The organism is Ensifer sp. 4252 (genome assembly GCF_050434565.1).
Taxonomy (GTDB): Bacteria; Pseudomonadota; Alphaproteobacteria; order Rhizobiales; family Rhizobiaceae; genus Ensifer.
The window spans coordinates 109,027-124,189 of record NZ_JBNDIU010000001.1; the positions used below are offsets into that span (position 1 = coordinate 109,027).

Consider the following 15,163-nt stretch of genomic DNA (forward strand, 5'->3'; position numbering starts at 1 on the left):
TCGGTTCCTCAGGCAGCAAAGTTCGGGCCGGCGAGGCCATTGTATCCGGCGGCATAGGGGATCGAGGGGCCTTCGGCACGGATGCGTTCACGCATGCGCAACGGCCGCAGCGTGCCGTTGACTTCCTCGACGTCGACGACATTGGCGTCGACGACCTTGTTGTCGTCGAAGGCAACCTTGCCTGTCGCTTCCAGTGCGGTGACCGCCTCGGCATGGCGGGCGATGAAGGCCTGCTGGAGCGATTCGACCCAGTTGCCCGAGGCATCCAGCCAGACGGATATGCCATCCGAGAGCCGATTTGCCGTCAAAACCTTGTTCACCATGACGTTTCCCTTAGTTCAGAATCTGTTCGCTGCGCTCTGCGGCAGCTTCGATCTTCGTTTGCGTGGGCGGGCGCTTGCCTGCCACCAGAGGCTCGGAGCGCTCGAAATTCGCACCGGCAACCGCATCGCCGATAATGACCATGACCGGGCCGGAAAGTTCGGTGCGGCCCTCGAGGTCCGGCAGATCCTTGAGCGTGCCATGCAACAGGCGGCGATCGGCACGGCTGGCGTTCTCGATCACAGCCACGGTGGTTTCTGCCGGCAACCCTGCCTGCATCAGGCGACCGGCAACCGACGCAGCGACGGTGCGGCCCATATAGACTGCGATCGTGGCACCCGATACGGCAAGCCGCGCCCAGTCGGGCAGCACTTCACCGGTCAAATCATGGCCGGTAGTGAAGACCAGCGACGATGCGACGCCGCGCAAGGTCAACGGCAGTTCGAAATCGGCAGCAGCCGCAAAGGCGGAGGTGATACCGGGCACGATCTCATAGGTAATATCAGCGTCGCGCAGCGCTGCCATCTCTTCGCCAGCGCGGCCGTACACGAGTGGGTCGCCGGACTTCAGGCGAACGACGCGCTTGCCCTCGCCCGCGAGCTTCACCAGCAGTTGGTTGATCTCGTCCTGCGACTTCGTGTGGCAACCCTTGCGCTTGCCGACCGACAGCCTTTCCGCATCGCGGCGGCCCATGTCGACGATCGCCTGCGGCACCAGCGCATCATAGACGATCGCATCGGCTTCCATCATCACGCGCTGCGCCCTGAGCGTCAGCAGGTCTTCGGCGCCAGGACCAGCACCGACCAGCCAGACATGGCCCGAGGCGGCATAATGCGCGGCATCGAGCAAGCGAGAAGCTTCGCGGCGCGCGGCGGCGACATCACCACGTGCCACCTTATCTGCGACCGGCCCCTGGAAGAACCGGCGCCAGAACAGGCGGCGTGCAACACCCCGCGGCACCAGTCGATCGACGGCGTCACGGTAGCTGGCGGCGAGCGACGCAACGCGCCCAAGCGACGGCGACAGCAGCTGGTCGATCTGCGCCCGGATCATCTGGGCAAGCACCGGACCCGCGCCTTCCGTCCCGATCGCGACGGCGACCGGGGCGCGATTGACCAGCGCCGGCGTGAAGAAATCGCAGTAGTCGGGCTGGTCGACGGCGTTTGCCGGGATTTTCTGCTCGCGCGCCGCAATAACGATCTGCCGATCTTCCGCCGCGTCGCCGGTCGCGGCAAACACCAGGACAGCGCCTTCGAGCTGTTGCGGGTTGAAGGGCTCGCGAATGGTCGCAATTGAACGATCACGCAGGAATGCCGCCAAGTCAGCCTCGGGGCCATCGGCATAGACAACGATCGCCGCTTCGGTGTTCAGCAACAATCGCACTTTTGCGAAGGCCTCATCGCCATTGCCGAACACCGCCACGCGCTTTTGCGCGACGCGAAAGAATGCGGGAAAGACGGAGAGCTGCTGCGGCATGTTCTTGCAATCTGTTCCTTCTACAGGCTGCGCTGAATATCCCGCATCGCCCAGAGCAATTGAAGAAACAGAAATTTCAATGGCTTTGAGGCCACGTATTGTTTTGCTCGACCGTGCGGCATTTTGAGCAAATATCTCCGGAAAAGCCGGTTGATGGCCCTGCCCGTGGCCATTGCGCCCGATGGGCAACCTCCGTTAAATGCCGCTACACATCTGCCGGAGACTAGAGAGATGATGCAATCCGAACTGGCCGAGCGGCTACTGAACGTGATCGAGCAGGACGTCCTGCCCCTGACCGAAAAGGGTGTCGCGGCGGGCAACAAGGTGTTCGGCGCCGCGATCCTGCGCAAGTCCGATCTTTCTCTCGTTCTCGCCGAAACGAACAACGAGACCGAAAACCCGCTGTGGCACGGTGAAGTGCACACGCTCAAGCGCTTCTACGAGATGGCGGAAAAGCCTGATACACGCGATCTGATCTTCCTTTCCACGCACGAGCCCTGCTCGATGTGCCTGTCGGCGATCACCTGGGCAGGATTCGATAATTTCTACTACTTCTTCAGCCATGAAGATTCGCGCGACAGCTTCTCCATTCCGCACGACCTGAAGATCCTGAAAGAAGTATTCCTGCTTGAACCCGGCGGCTACGCGCAGAACAACGCGTTCTGGAAGTCGTCGTCGATCGCAGCGCTCGCCAAGGACGCCGACCAAGCAACGCAAGAGAAGCTTGCTGCCCAGGACGCGCGCATCCGCGACCGCTACCAGCACCTGTCCGACAGCTACCAGTCGGGCAAGGGCGACAACACCATTCCGTTGAACTGATCCCATGGAACCATCACGCGACATCAAGGGCCTTCTCGACATTATGGAGGCGCTCAGGCAGCCGGAAACCGGCTGCCCATGGGACGTCGTCCAGACGTTCGAAACGATCAAGCCCTATACGATCGAAGAAGCCTACGAAGTTGCCGACGCGATCGAGCGCGGCGACATGCATGACCTTTGCGACGAGCTGGGCGACCTGCTGCTGCAGGTGGTGTTTCACGCCCGCATGGCCGAAGAGGCCGGTGATTTTGCCTTCGGCGATGTCGTCGAGGCAGTGACGCGAAAGATGATCCGTCGTCACCCGCATGTCTTCGCCCGTTCGGACGCCGACACTCCGGAAGCCGTCAAGAACCAGTGGGACAAGATCAAACAGGCCGAAAAGGCGGAGCGCCAGGCGCGGCACGCCAAACGCGGCTTGCCGTCCGACGGCGCTGCCAGTCATCTGGGTTCGATCCAGCGCAGCTTCCCGGCCCTCGTCGAAGCACTGAAACTGCAGGAGCGTGCCGCCAAGGTCGGTTTCGACTGGTCGGAGCCGGAACCGATCCTCGACAAGATCGAGGAAGAGATCGGCGAACTACGCCAAGCATTGCGCGAAAAAGACCGTGCAAAGGTGGCCGATGAACTCGGCGACCTGATCTTTGCGGTGGTGAATATCGGCCGACATGTCGGCACCGACCCTGAAATGGCGCTGCGCGGCACCAACACCAAGTTCCGCCGCCGTTTTGCCCATATCGAGCACGAGCTTGAAGCTCACGGAGAAACGCTCGAAGCGGCTACGCTGGAACGAATGGAAGAACTCTGGCAAGCAGCCAAGGCAATCGAACGGCAACTGGCCTGAGGCGACAACCGCGCCTCAGACAAAAGCGTTTACCAGTCTTCCGCCACGGGCTTCGGCCCGTTGCCGAGACGCCGCTCCAGTTCCAAGGCCTCGTTTTCGGTCAGGCGAAGATCGAGACTGACCGTGCCGTCCTCGAGATCTTCGCGGCCGTCGACGATCGCGTGTTCGTAGACCCAGGGCAGAAGCTGCAGCTGGTCGACACCGAGAACGACGGTGCATTCGGTCAATACGCCGGACAGGCGACGACCGATCTCGGCAAGCAGCACATCGACGCCCTCGCCTGTAATCGCCGAGACCGCCACGGTGTTATCAGTGCTTGCAGCCTTGTTCGTGAGGGCTTCGCGCGCTTCCGGCTCAAGCCGGTCGATCTTGTTCCAGACCTCGACGAGCCTCGCTGCCGCTTCCTTCTCGTCGATACCGAGATCGGCAAGGATGCGCAGAACGTCGCTTGCCTGCGCCTGATTGTCCGGATCGGAAAGATCGCGCACATGCAGGATCAGGTCGGCCTCAAGCACCTCTTCAAGCGTCGCACGGAAGGCAGCGACAAGATGCGTCGGCAGGTCGGAGATGAAGCCGACGGTGTCGGACAGGATCACCATGCGGCCATGCGGCAGCTTCAGCCGCCGCAACGTCGGGTCGAGCGTTGCAAACAGCATGTCCTCTGCCAGCACGCCGGCTCCGGTCATCCTGTTGAACAGAGTCGATTTGCCGGCGTTGGTGTAGCCGACAAGGGCCACGATCGGGTGAGGAACCTTCTTGCGCTTGGAGCGGTGCAGTTGCCGCGTGCGGCGAACCTGCTCCAACTCGCGCTCGAGCTTGACGATGCGGTCCTGCAGCAAGCGCCGGTCCGCCTCGATCTGGGTTTCGCCGGGGCCGCCCATGAAGCCGCCACCGCCGCGCTGACGCTCAAGGTGGGTCCAGCTTCGTACGAGCCGGCCCTTCTGGTAGTTGAGATGCGCCAGATCGACCTGCAGCGTGCCTTCCTTGGTGGAGGCGCGGCGCCCGAAAATTTCAAGGATCAGGCCCGTCCGGTCGATGACCTTGGCGTTCCATTCCTTTTCCAAGTTTCGCTGCTGCACCGGCGTCAGCGGGTGATCGACGATGACCAGGCCGGCATCCTGTTCGACGAGGATGTGACCGATCTCTTCGATCTTGCCGGTGCCCAGAAGCGTTCCCGGCTTTGGCTGCGCCACCGAAACGATGGCGCCATGAACGACGTTCAGGTCGATCGCCCGTGCCAGGCCCGTCGCCTCCTCCAGCCGACTTTCATCGGTGCGGGGGCTGGTTGCAGAGAGAGTTTCAGCCGCCTGCCTGCCGGTCTTTTTCAGAACCGGCACGATCACGACCGCGCGCATGTCGTCGCGGAGCGTTTCAAGCTCCGGAATGATCGACGACGACTTTGAATCCCGTTTGGTAATGTGCCTAACGTCCCGTCAGGATGCGGCTTCTTCGTTCTCGAACATCTGCAGCGGCTGGCCCGGCATGATGGTCGAGATCGCGTGCTTGTAGACGAGCTGCGAATGACCATCGCGGCGCAACAAGACACAGAAATTGTCAAAAGACGTGACGACGCCCGTCAATTTGACGCCATTGATAAGAAAAATTGTCAGAGAAATCTTCTGTTTGCGGACCGTATTAAGAAAAAGATCCTGCAAGTTCTGAGAACGTTCCGCCATCGCGCCGATTCTTTCTTATTTGCCGACGTCTCGCGCCGGTGCATTTTGTCTGTTTTTTCAATCAGAGGCGTCACAAGTACGCTTCCCCCGACACCTCTGTCAGTTTGGTATCAAATCAATGTCTTTTCCGCAACGTCGAAAAAGGCTTCACGAATATTCTGTGCTATGCTTCCCGGATGACCGTTGCCGATCGGTTTGCCGTCAATGGAAACGACCGGAAAACAGATGCTCGTTGCGGCGGTGATGAAGACCTCGCGCGCTGCGAGCATGTCGTCGACGGAGAAGGCCCGTTCCTCGATCTTGATTCCAAGAGGCCCTGCAACATCCCTCAGCGTCGTGCGGGTGATGCCTCTGAGAATCCCGTGATCGGCCGCGCGCGTGCGCAAGACGCCATCGCGATCGACGATCCAGACATTGGTGGCGGCCCCCTCCTTCACCGTGCCATCGGGATCGACGAAGATCGCCTCGTGGGCGCCCTCTTCCTTCGCCTTCTGGCGGGCAAGCACGTTCGGCAGCAGGCCGACCGACTTGATGTCGACGCGATCCCAGCGGTTCTCCGGGACCGTGATTGCCGAGATGCCTTCGGCATTCTTGCGGGCGATCGCGGCCGCATCGGTGCGCTTTGCCGTCACCACGATAGTCGGAACGGTACCCTTTACCGGAAACACGTGGTCGCGCCGTGCGGTCCCGCGCGTGACCTGCATGTAGAACAGGCCGTTTCGCACCCGATTGCGGCGCAGCACCTCGCGAATGACGTGGATCAGCGCGGCACGGCTCATCGGCCAATCGATGCGAAGTTCACTTAGGGATCTGCTGAGGCGGTCGAGATGCCGGGTCAGATCGACGATGAAGCCATGACGGATCTCGCAGACTTCGTAGACCCCGTCGGCGAACTGGTAGCCGCGATCTTCGATGTGGATGGCAGCATCGGCGTGCGGCACGTAGGCGCCGTTGACATAGGCAATTCTCGGCATGGCGTTTGTTTAACCTCAGAAGAACTGGATGCTGACGCGGAAAAGCTGCTCGACATGGCGCACCGCATCGGCGGCCGCAAAGAGCACCACGCGGTCCTTGGCCTTGATCTTGGTGTCGCCGTGCGGGCGAATGAATGTCTGGTCCCGATAAAGCGCGCCGATGCGGATGCCGCCGGGCAGATCCAGTTCGCGCAGCGCCTTGCCGACCAGCGGCGACGTCTCCAGCGCTTCCGCTTCGATCACTTCCGCCGTCCCCTTCTGGACGGCATAAACCGAGCGGATGCGCCCCTTGCGCACATGCTGGAGCACGCGCGAGATCGTGACCGCACGCGGGTTGATATAGGCATCAACGCCGGCGGTTCCCGCAAAATCTTGGTAGGACGGCTCGTTGATCAGGACGAGTGTCGATTTGGCGCCCAGGCGTTTTGCCATCATGCTGCCGAGGATATTGATTTGGTCGTTGTTGGTCAGCGCCACGACCAGGTCTGCGTCCTGCACGTCGGCCTGCATCAGGATGCGCTGATCCATCGCAGAACCGTTGAGGACCACCGTGCTGCTGAGCTTGTCAGCCATCATCACGGCCCGGTCGCGGTCGCTTTCGATCAGCTTGACGCGGGTTCTCGGCTGGTTTTCCTCAATCGCCTTGGCAACGAAATAACCGATATTGCCGCCGCCGAGGATGACGATGCGACGCGCTTCCTGTTCCTCGTGGCCGAACAGAGACAGCGTCCGGCGCGCATGATCGCGGTCGCAGACGACATAGGCAAGGTCGCCGGTCTGCAATTGATCCGACGAATGCGGCACGATTAGCTTGCCGTTGCGAAAGATACCGGTCACGGTGGCCTGCAGATCGGGAAACAGCTCGCTCAACTGCTGCAGCGGCGTGTCGACTACCGGGCAATCTTCCATGCATTCGATCGCCACCATGGCGATACGGTCGTCGGCGAAACGCACCACATCCGTAGCGCCCGGGAACGATATGCGCCGCAGCACCAATCGTCCGACTTCGACCTCTGGCGAAATAGTGACATCGATCGGCACGTTCTCGCGGGAGAACAGGTTGGCGTATTCCGGCGCCAGATAATTCTGCGCTCTGATACGGGCGACCTTGGTCGGCACGCTGAAGATCGCATGCGCCACTTCGCAGGCGACGATGTTGACCTCGTCGAACAGCGTGACCGCAATCAGCATGTCAGCCTGGTCGGCGCCGGCTTTTGCCAGCACATCCGGATGGGCGCCGTGGCCGACATAGCCGCGCACATCGAGGCTTTCGGTAATGTTGGCAATCAGCGCCGCCGAGGTATCGATCACCGAAACGTCATTGTCTTCTTGGGCAAGCCGCTCGGCGATGCCGTAGCCGACCTGCCCCGCGCCGCAAATGATCACCTTCATGTCGTTCTTTCACTCAAGGAACAGGCGGCCACCAGCCGGAAGGAGTTTATCGCTCAAACGCCCAGCGACTTCAGCTTGCGGTGAAGCGCCGACCGCTCCATGCCAACGAATTCGGCGGTACGGGAAATGTTGCCGCCGAATCGGTTGATCTGAGCGATCAGATAATCGCGCTCGAACATTTCGCGAGCCTCGCGCAGCGGCAGCGTCATGATGTGCTGGTCGCCCTGCGCGGAGATCTTCGGCAAGGTATCACCAACTTCGGTCGGCAGCATGTCGGCGGAGATCGGGGTATCCGGACCGTCACTGCGGGCAAGGATCATCAGGCGCTCGATATTGTTGCGCAGCTGGCGAATGTTGCCCGGCCAGTCATGGGCCTGCAACACCGCGAGCGCATCGTCGCCGATCTTGCGCGGGCGAATGCCCGCCTGCTCGCTGACCTGGCGCATGAACATATCGACGAGAAACGGGATATCCTCGCGACGCTCGGCCAGCGCCGGCACCCGCACGGGGATGACGGCCAGCCGGTGGAACAGATCTTCGCGGAAGAGACCCTCGGAGATCATGTTTTCGAGGTTGTAGGCCGTCGAGGAGATGATGCGGACATCGACCTTGACGCGCTTGGTGCCACCGACCCGCTCGAACTGCTGATCGACGAGAACACGCAGGATCTTGTTCTGCGTTTCACGCGGCATTTCGCCGACCTCGTCGAGATAGAGGATGCCGCCATGCGCCTCTTCGAGTGCACCCGTTCGACGCGGTTGCCCCGGCGTTCCCTCGGTTCCGAAGAGCGCAATTTCCATGCGATCGGGCGTGATCGCTGCGGCGTTGAGCGCCACGAACGGGCCGGTCGACCGGGTCGACTTGCGGTGGATCATCCGCGCCACCAACTCCTTGCCGGAGCCGGACGGTCCCTGGATCATGATACGGCTGTTGGTCGGCGCCACCTTTTCCACGGTCTGGCGGAGCTGCGAAACGGCAACCGAGGTTCCGATCAGCTCGACCGGATCACCCGACTTCTTCTTCAGCTCCGAGACTTCGCGTTTCAGCTTGGAGTTCTCGAGCGCCCGCTCGGCGATCAGGATCAGGCGGTCGGCCTTGAACGGCTTCTCGATGAAATCGTAGGCGCCGCGCTTGATGGCGTTGACGGCCGTCTCGATGTTGCCGTGACCCGAGATCATCACAACCGGCAAGTCAGGATGACGCCCCTTGATCTCGTCAAGCAGAGCGAGGCCATCAAGACGGCTGCCCTGCATCCAGATATCGAGAAAGACGAGCCGCGGCACGCGGTCGCTGATCGCTGCGAGCGCACTGTCACTGTCGAAAGCCGTGCGGGTCTCGTGCCCCTCGTCGGACAGGATGCCGGATACGATCTCGCGAATGTCTTCCTCATCGTCCACAACCAGAATGTCAGCGGCCATCGCTCGTACCCTTACCCTTCAAAGTGTCTTCGCCCCCGGCTTCTCCGGCGGGCGGCAGGATCACGCGGATCATTGCTCCGACGCCGCCATCGAAATCGGCCGGTGCGTCGTGCAATTCCAGTTGTCCGCCATGGTCCTCAATGATCTTCTTGACGATGGCGAGTCCAAGGCCCGTGCCCTTCTCGCGCATCGTCATATACGGTTCTAAAATTCTGTGTCTGTTCTCGGTCGGAAGGCCTTTGCCATTGTCGATGACATCGACGATAAACCGGCCGCCCGTTGCGTCCCGCTGCGCACGCACGAGTACTTTCGGCTCGCCACGGACGGCATCTGTCGCTATCGCTTCGATCGACTCCACGGCATTCTTGACGATATTGCCGAAAGCCTGACCGAGCATGCGGCCATCGAACATGCCTTCGAGCGGTTCGTCGCCAAACTCGCGAATGAAGCTGATGTGGTTGTTGCCCATCTCGCGCAGGAACACCGCATCCTTCAGAATGGCGCGCAGATCCGCCTTCTCTTTCGTCGGCTTCGGCATGCGGGCAAAGGCTGAGAACTCGTCGACCATCCGGCCGATATCTTCGACCTGGCGGACGATCGTGTCGGTGCATTGGTCGAAAACAACCCGGTCCTCCTGATCGATCTGCTTGCCGTAGCGACGCTTCAGGCGTTCGGCAGAGAGCTGGATCGGCGTCAGCGGGTTCTTGATTTCATGTGCGATACGGCGCGCGACATCGGCCCAGGCGGTCGAACGCTGCGCAATCACAAGGTCGGTGATGTCGTCGATTGTGATGACGTAGGACTCGTTTGCCTCGCCGCCTTCTTCGCGCGTCACCTGCACGTTGAGCGTGCGCTCGGTTCCGCCGCGCATGATATTGATCTGCTTGCGGAAGTTGTTGCGGTATCGGCTTTCCGCTTCGACCAGCACTTCCTCGATCTCAGGCGCGACCACCCGCAGATCGGCACCGAGCAGATCCGGCGCTGTCTTTTTCAAAAACTCTTCCGAAGAAGAGTTGGCAATGGTGATCTGCCGATCGCGGCCGACACCGATGACAGCTGCCGTGACGCCTGAAAGCACGGCCTCGATGAACCGCCGCCGATGGTCGACCTCATCCTTGGCCTCCAGAATCTGCTCCTGCTGGGTGCGGATTTCCGAAACCATCTTGTTGAACGTGCGCGAAAGATTGCCGACGTCGCCGTCGACGGCCCGCACCGGCACCACGACGTCGAGGTTGCCCGAGGCAACGCTGTCGGCGGCACCGATCAACTGCCTGATCGGTCGGACGATACGGTCAGCAACCGCGATTGCCGTCCAGATTGCCGCCAGCAGCACGATCAGTGCAAAGCCGATGTAGAGAACGCCGAAGGCAATCTGCGTAAAGGCGCGCCCGGCCTCCAGGGTCTTATATTCGGCGGTGTTTTCTTCCATCAGCCGCAACGAGCGCATCACTTCTGGATCGACGTTGCGGACGGTGTAGAGATAGGTGCCGGGAATGTCGTCAAGCGGGATAACCGCGCCCACCAGATTGGTAATCCCTGGTGGTATCAATGTCGGCTGGCCGGAAATCGAGCTTTTCAGTGCGTCCGGCGGGATCGCCGGCAAGGGCTTTTCCGTCGAGATATTGGCCTGGAGAATGGCACTGCCATCGGCACGGACGAGGAAGGCGCCAAGCATGCCGCGGCCCCTCGCCTGGCGCGTCACCAACTCGGTAAAGCCGGTTCGGTCGAGACTGTAGAGCTGCCGATTGCGCTCCAGATCGTTTGCCATCGATACGGTCTGGCCCTGAAGATAGCTGGCATTCTCGAGCACATAGGCCTGGGCGACACTGATCGACGACCGAACGATGGCCTGCGTGCGCAGCGAGAACCAGCGGTCAAGGCCGACATCCAGCGTTATGCTGGCGAAGATCGCGACCAGAATGGCAGGTGTGATGGCGACGATCGAAAACAGCGCGACGATGCGCACGTGAAGCCGTGCGGCGGCGCGGCCCTTGCGACGCGCGCGAAGCAATCTGAGGATCTCGCGAACAATGAGATAGATCAGCCCGACCACGAACAGGCCGTTGATCGCGGCGCAGGCAATGAAGACGTTGCGCTCCAGACGGATCGGCGTCAGCCCAAGCAGAACGAGGAGAGACAGGGTTGCGCAGACCAGTGCGCCGATCGCCAGCATCAGGCCCGGCAGGGCAAAGGACGCGCGGCGGTCCTGCGCCGCGACTCCGTCATCTGTGCCCAGCGGCAAGGCCATTGCATCCACCATGTAAAAGCATTCCCCCAACCGGCGCCCACAGGCACCGGCAATTCTCACTTAAATTCCGGGTCAAGGTGTTGACCGGACCGTCAATCGGAGTTGTTGCACATGAGCCACAGCTCCAGAGGCCAGGCAAAGCGGTGCAACACCGCTCGATTCGGCGGTCATAACACGTTCAAGCAACGCATTGTGGCGAAAATGCAACGGTGGCTATGAGCAAGTCAAGCCGTGCGCGAACTGCGATAGACCGAGACGCCCAATTCGCGGATTTTCTTGCGCAGCGTGTTGCGGTTGAGGCCGAGGAGATCGGCGGCCTTGATCTGGTTTCCCCGCGTCGCCGTCAATGCCGCAAGAATCAGAGGATACTCCATCTCGGCAAGCACGCGCTCGTAAAGACCGCTTGGGGGAAGCGCGTCACCGAAGCTGGCAAAATATTGCCGCATGTTCTCCTCGACGGCCTGCGAGATCGACAGCGAACCGCTGCGCGCTTGCGTCTTTTCAATGGGGCTGTCGGGGATCTCGGAGCGCAACTCGTTTTCGATGATTTCCCGCGTGATGACGTCCTGCGGATAAAGTGCGGTCAGTCGGCGCACGAGGTTTTCGAGTTCGCGCACGTTGCCCGGCCACGGATGCGCCTTCATCAATTCGAGCGCCTCCTGGTCGAAACGTTTGACGTCCAGACCTTCCTTCTCGGCCTGTTGGACGAAGTGGCGCACGAGGTCGGGAATGTCTTCCGCACGATCGCGCAGCGGCGGCAGGCGCAACGGCACCACATTTAGCCGATAATACAGATCCTCGCGGAAGAGGCCCTGGTTGATCGACTGCTTCAGATCCTTGTTGGTTGCCGCGACGATGCGCACGTCCGAGCGGATCGGTGTGCGGCCGCCAACCGTCGTGTACTCGCCCTGTTGCAGTACGCGCAGCAACCGCGTCTGCGCGTCCATCGGCATGTCGCCGATTTCGTCGAGGAAGAGCGTGCCGCCTTCGGCCTGCTCGAAACGACCGGTCGAGCGCGTCTGCGCGCCGGTGAAAGCACCCTTTTCGTGACCGAACAGCTCCGATTCGATCAGATCCCGTGGGATTGCGGCCATGTTGATGGCAACGAAGGGCCCGTTGCGACGCTTGCCGTAGTCATGCAGCGCGCGTGCGACCAGCTCCTTGCCGGTGCCGGATTCGCCGGTGATCATCAGTGTGAGATCGGTCTGCATCAGGCGGGCGAGAACACGGTAGATTTCCTGCATTGCAGCCGAACGGCCGACGAGCGGCATGCCGTCCTGCGAATCGTCGTCGATCTTGGGCGGGCGGCGCTTCGGTTCGGCAAGCGCCCGACCGATAATGCCGATCAGCTCGGTCAGATCGAAAGGCTTTGGCAGATAATCGTAGGCGCCTTTTTCGGAGGCCTTGATCGCCGTCATGAACGTGTTCTGCGCGCTCATGACAAGAACCGGGAGGTCCGGGCGCGCCTTCTTGATGCGCGGCAGCAGATCGAAGGCATTCTCGTCGGGCATCACCACGTCGGTGACGACAAGGTCACCATCGCCAGCGGAGATCCAGCGCCAGAGCGTCGCCGCGTTCGACGTGATGCGGACGTCGTAGCCGGCGCGGCTCAGCGCCTGGTTGAGCACGGTGCGAATGGCTGCGTCGTCATCCGCGACGAGGATCGTGGCACCCGTCATGCAATGTTTCCTTTTGTCATAAGCATGTCGTCTTCATCCGCCGCCTGCCCCTTGGAGGCCGGCATCAGGACGCGGAAAGTCGTACGGTTCTGCTGGCTGTCGCATTCGACAATGCCGCCATGCCCGCCGATGATCTTGGCGACGAGCGCCAGTCCAAGGCCCGAACCATTGGTCTTGGTGGTGATGAACGGATCGAACAGGTGCGGCAGCAGGTCGGAGGGCACGCCCGGACCGTTGTCATGCACGCAAAATTCGAGCGGCAGCGAAATCTTCTCGCGGGTGCCAGCGACCGAAAGGCGGATGCCCGGCCTATAGGCGGTCGTGAGCATGATTTCGCCTTCGGGCCGATCGCCGATTGCTTCCGCCGCGTTCTTGATGAGATTGAGAAACACTTGCACGAGCTGGTCGCGGTTGGCAAAGACCGACGGAAGCGATGGATCGTAATTCTCCGTCACCTTGATGCGGCGCGCAAAGCCCGCCTTGGCGATCGCCTTCACATGATCGAGCACCGAGTGAATGTTGAGCGGTACGCGATCGACGGGTCTCTCGTCGGAAAACACTTCCATCCGATCGACCAGCGAGACGATCCGGTCGGTCTCGTCGCAGATCAGCCGCGTCAGCGCCCGATCCTCGTCGTTGACGGAGGTCTCCAGCAATTGCGCGGCACCTCGAATGCCGGAAAGCGGGTTCTTGATCTCGTGTGCCAGCATCGAAGCAAGGCCTGTGACCGAACGCGCCGCCGCTCGATGCGTCAGCTGACGATCGATCTTGTCGGCCATCGACCGTTCCTGGAAGACGACCACAACGGAGCCAGGCTCGGAAATGACCGGCGCCACATAGAGATCAACCAGCTTGTCGGCGCCGAGGCGCGGCGAACTCAAATCGACGCGATACTCGTTGACCGGCGCCTTGCGCTCGCGCACCTGCTCGATCAGCGTCAGCAGCGGGCTGCCAAACGGTATAAAGGCGCTAATGTCGTGGCGGGCCAGATGGTTGGCACTGGCGCCGAAGAAGGACTCGGCTTCCCAGTTGGCAAAGGCAACGAGACCGTTTTCATCAACCAGGATCACCGGGTTCTGGATGGCGTTCAGCACCGCCATCGACAGCCCGCTAGCAGCAGCCGAGGCTTCCGGAATATTGGGCTTTTCGGTCATGCTGCGATCCCTTCCGCAGGGATGATCGCCTGTGAACTGCGAATGGCATCGGCAGCACGCGCTGCAACGGATTTGGGATCGGTCGACGTCAGGATCGCCCCCTTATCTGCTCCAGCAAGATCGGGCGCGAAACGGTCGAGATACCAGCCCACATGCTTGCGCGCATGCCGCAAGCCGGTGTCGACACCGTAAAATTCGAGCATCATCTCATAGTGCTCCGCGAAAATGTCGGCGATCTCCGCCTGGTCGGGATGGCTTACAGCACCGGCGAGAACGCCGACATGCCACGGACGCCCTTGCGAAGACCGGCCGGCCATGACGGCGTCGGCGCCGGAACGCCTGAGGATTTCTTCCGCATCCGCCACCGTGTCGACGTCGCCATTGGCGACCAGCGGCACGGAAATGACCTCGCGCACCGCACGGATCGCGTCCCAATCGGCTCTGCCGGTGTAGAATTGCATGCGGGTGCGGCCGTGCACGGTAATTGCCTGGACACCGGCCTCCTGCGCCCTTCTTGCTATCAGCGGCGCATTGATCGAGTTTTCGTCCCAGCCGAGCCGCATCTTCAGGGTGACCGGCACATCCACGGCGTTCACCGTTGCCTCGACCAGGGACAGAGCATGGTCAGGATCGCGCATCAGCGCTGAGCCGGAATAGCCGCCCGTCACCTTCTTTGCCGGGCAACCCATGTTGATATCGATGATGTCGGCACCGTTTGCGGCTGCGATTTTTGCCGCCTCGGCCATCCAATGGGCCTCGCGTCCGGCAAGCTGGACGATGTGCGGTTTGATGCCGGAGTTCTTCAGCCGGGCCCAGGATTCCGACGCGTTGCCGACAAGTTCACGGCTCGCCACCATTTCCGTCACGACAAACCCCGCGCCGAAGCGCCACGCCAAGGTGCGAAACGGCAGGTCCGTCACACCAGACATTGGGGCGAGCGCCACCCGGTTGCGGATTTCTATATTCCCGATCCGAAGCAGTGATGACAGAGCCGGAGCTGGCAAATGCATATCTTTCAGGCACATGTTGTTCTTGCACTATTTTTAGACATAGTTCTTTGGCTTGCCAAGCGATTTCGATGCATCGGGCAAATTTCCCTGCTCGGCTGGCAAAGCATGGACCTTCGCGGTACATCACGGCGAAGATTGGCGAAATCCGGGACCACATA

13 protein-coding genes are annotated in these 15,163 nt (G+C 61.2%); 2 read left to right on the forward strand and 11 right to left on the reverse strand.

Annotated features, from left to right (window positions below):
* Positions 1-8 precede the first annotated feature (8 nt).
* Together ABIE33_RS00495 and cysG are read right to left on the reverse strand one after the other, a co-directional pair.
* The gene (locus ABIE33_RS00495; RefSeq protein WP_025426788.1) at positions 9-323 is read right to left on the reverse strand and encodes a DUF2849 domain-containing protein; all 315 of its coding nucleotides are present in this window, start codon (positions 321-323) and stop codon (positions 9-11) included.
* 10 nt (positions 324-333) lie between these two features.
* The gene (gene cysG / locus ABIE33_RS00500) at positions 334-1,797 is read right to left on the reverse strand and encodes a siroheme synthase CysG (RefSeq protein ID WP_429120075.1); all 1,464 of its coding nucleotides are present in this window, start codon (positions 1,795-1,797) and stop codon (positions 334-336) included.
* A gap of 231 nt (positions 1,798-2,028) precedes the next feature.
* Here cysG and ABIE33_RS00505 point away from each other — a divergent pair, with 231 nt between their 5' ends.
* Together ABIE33_RS00505 and mazG are read left to right on the forward strand one after the other, a co-directional pair.
* Positions 2,029-2,616 (forward strand): nucleoside deaminase, encoded by a 588-nt coding sequence (locus ABIE33_RS00505; protein WP_429120078.1) that lies wholly within the window; start codon positions 2,029-2,031, stop codon positions 2,614-2,616.
* 4 nt (positions 2,617-2,620) lie between these two features.
* Entirely contained in the window at positions 2,621-3,454 is an 834-nt protein-coding gene (gene mazG, locus ABIE33_RS00510) for a nucleoside triphosphate pyrophosphohydrolase (protein ID WP_429120081.1), read from the forward strand.
* Between the two features lie 29 nt (positions 3,455-3,483).
* Here the strand turns inward: mazG and hflX are convergent, their stop codons facing one another.
* The 9 genes from hflX to dusB form a co-directional block, all read right to left on the reverse strand.
* Positions 3,484-4,809: a GTPase HflX gene (gene hflX / locus ABIE33_RS00515; protein WP_429120084.1), complete on the reverse strand. Its 1,326-nt coding sequence runs from the start codon at positions 4,807-4,809 to the stop codon at positions 3,484-3,486.
* Between the two features lie 78 nt (positions 4,810-4,887).
* The gene (gene hfq / locus ABIE33_RS00520; protein ID WP_003535434.1) at positions 4,888-5,130 is read right to left on the reverse strand and encodes an RNA chaperone Hfq; all 243 of its coding nucleotides are present in this window, start codon (positions 5,128-5,130) and stop codon (positions 4,888-4,890) included.
* A gap of 110 nt (positions 5,131-5,240) precedes the next feature.
* Positions 5,241-6,104, reverse strand: a complete 864-nt coding sequence (locus ABIE33_RS00525; protein WP_429120087.1) for a D-amino-acid transaminase — start codon at positions 6,102-6,104, stop codon at positions 5,241-5,243.
* Between the two features lie 15 nt (positions 6,105-6,119).
* Positions 6,120-7,496, reverse strand: a complete 1,377-nt coding sequence (gene trkA, locus ABIE33_RS00530) for a Trk system potassium transporter TrkA (RefSeq protein WP_429120089.1) — start codon at positions 7,494-7,496, stop codon at positions 6,120-6,122.
* 53 nt (positions 7,497-7,549) lie between these two features.
* Positions 7,550-8,914 carry a two-component system response regulator NtrX gene (gene ntrX / locus ABIE33_RS00535; RefSeq protein WP_025426781.1) on the reverse strand — a complete coding sequence of 455 codons (1,365 nt, stop codon included), beginning with the start codon at positions 8,912-8,914 and terminating at the stop codon, positions 7,550-7,552.
* Complete coding sequence (locus ABIE33_RS00540; protein ID WP_429120093.1) at positions 8,904-11,174, reverse strand: ATP-binding protein; 2,271 nt, start codon at positions 11,172-11,174, stop codon at positions 8,904-8,906. The genes ntrX and ABIE33_RS00540 overlap by 11 nt, the downstream gene beginning before the upstream one ends.
* A 212-nt stretch (positions 11,175-11,386) precedes the next feature.
* Complete coding sequence (gene ntrC / locus ABIE33_RS00545; RefSeq protein ID WP_429120096.1) at positions 11,387-12,841, reverse strand: nitrogen regulation protein NR(I); 1,455 nt, start codon at positions 12,839-12,841, stop codon at positions 11,387-11,389.
* A complete protein-coding gene (locus tag ABIE33_RS00550; RefSeq protein ID WP_429120099.1) occupies positions 12,838-13,995 on the reverse strand; it encodes a two-component system sensor histidine kinase NtrB in 1,158 nt (385 codons plus the stop codon). The genes ntrC and ABIE33_RS00550 overlap by 4 nt, the downstream gene beginning before the upstream one ends.
* Positions 13,992-15,020 carry a tRNA dihydrouridine synthase DusB gene (gene dusB, locus ABIE33_RS00555; RefSeq protein ID WP_429120101.1) on the reverse strand — a complete coding sequence of 343 codons (1,029 nt, stop codon included), beginning with the start codon at positions 15,018-15,020 and terminating at the stop codon, positions 13,992-13,994. The genes ABIE33_RS00550 and dusB overlap by 4 nt, the downstream gene beginning before the upstream one ends.
* Positions 15,021-15,163: the final 143 nt, after the last annotated feature.

Excerpts from the sequence above, each read along its gene's own strand:
- ABIE33_RS00495 (WP_025426788.1), bottom strand. The coding sequence starts at position 323 with ATGGTGAACAAGGTTTTGACGGCAAATCGGCTCTCGGATGGCATATCC.
- cysG (WP_429120075.1), bottom strand. The coding sequence starts at position 1,797 with ATGCCGCAGCAGCTCTCCGTCTTTCCCGCATTCTTTCGCGTCGCGCAA.
- ABIE33_RS00505 (WP_429120078.1), top strand. The coding sequence starts at position 2,029 with ATGATGCAATCCGAACTGGCCGAGCGGCTACTGAACGTGATCGAGCAG.
- mazG (WP_429120081.1), top strand. The coding sequence starts at position 2,621 with ATGGAACCATCACGCGACATCAAGGGCCTTCTCGACATTATGGAGGCG.
- hflX (WP_429120084.1), bottom strand. The coding sequence starts at position 4,809 with ATGCGCGCGGTCGTGATCGTGCCGGTTCTGAAAAAGACCGGCAGGCAG.
- hfq (WP_003535434.1), bottom strand. The coding sequence starts at position 5,130 with ATGGCGGAACGTTCTCAGAACTTGCAGGATCTTTTTCTTAATACGGTC.
- ABIE33_RS00525 (WP_429120087.1), bottom strand. The coding sequence starts at position 6,104 with ATGCCGAGAATTGCCTATGTCAACGGCGCCTACGTGCCGCACGCCGAT.
- trkA (WP_429120089.1), bottom strand. The coding sequence starts at position 7,496 with ATGAAGGTGATCATTTGCGGCGCGGGGCAGGTCGGCTACGGCATCGCC.
- ntrX (WP_025426781.1), bottom strand. The coding sequence starts at position 8,914 with ATGGCCGCTGACATTCTGGTTGTGGACGATGAGGAAGACATTCGCGAG.
- ABIE33_RS00540 (WP_429120093.1), bottom strand. The coding sequence starts at position 11,174 with ATGGTGGATGCAATGGCCTTGCCGCTGGGCACAGATGACGGAGTCGCG.
- ntrC (WP_429120096.1), bottom strand. The coding sequence starts at position 12,841 with ATGACGGGTGCCACGATCCTCGTCGCGGATGACGACGCAGCCATTCGC.
- ABIE33_RS00550 (WP_429120099.1), bottom strand. The coding sequence starts at position 13,995 with ATGACCGAAAAGCCCAATATTCCGGAAGCCTCGGCTGCTGCTAGCGGG.
- dusB (WP_429120101.1), bottom strand. The coding sequence starts at position 15,020 with ATGTGCCTGAAAGATATGCATTTGCCAGCTCCGGCTCTGTCATCACTG.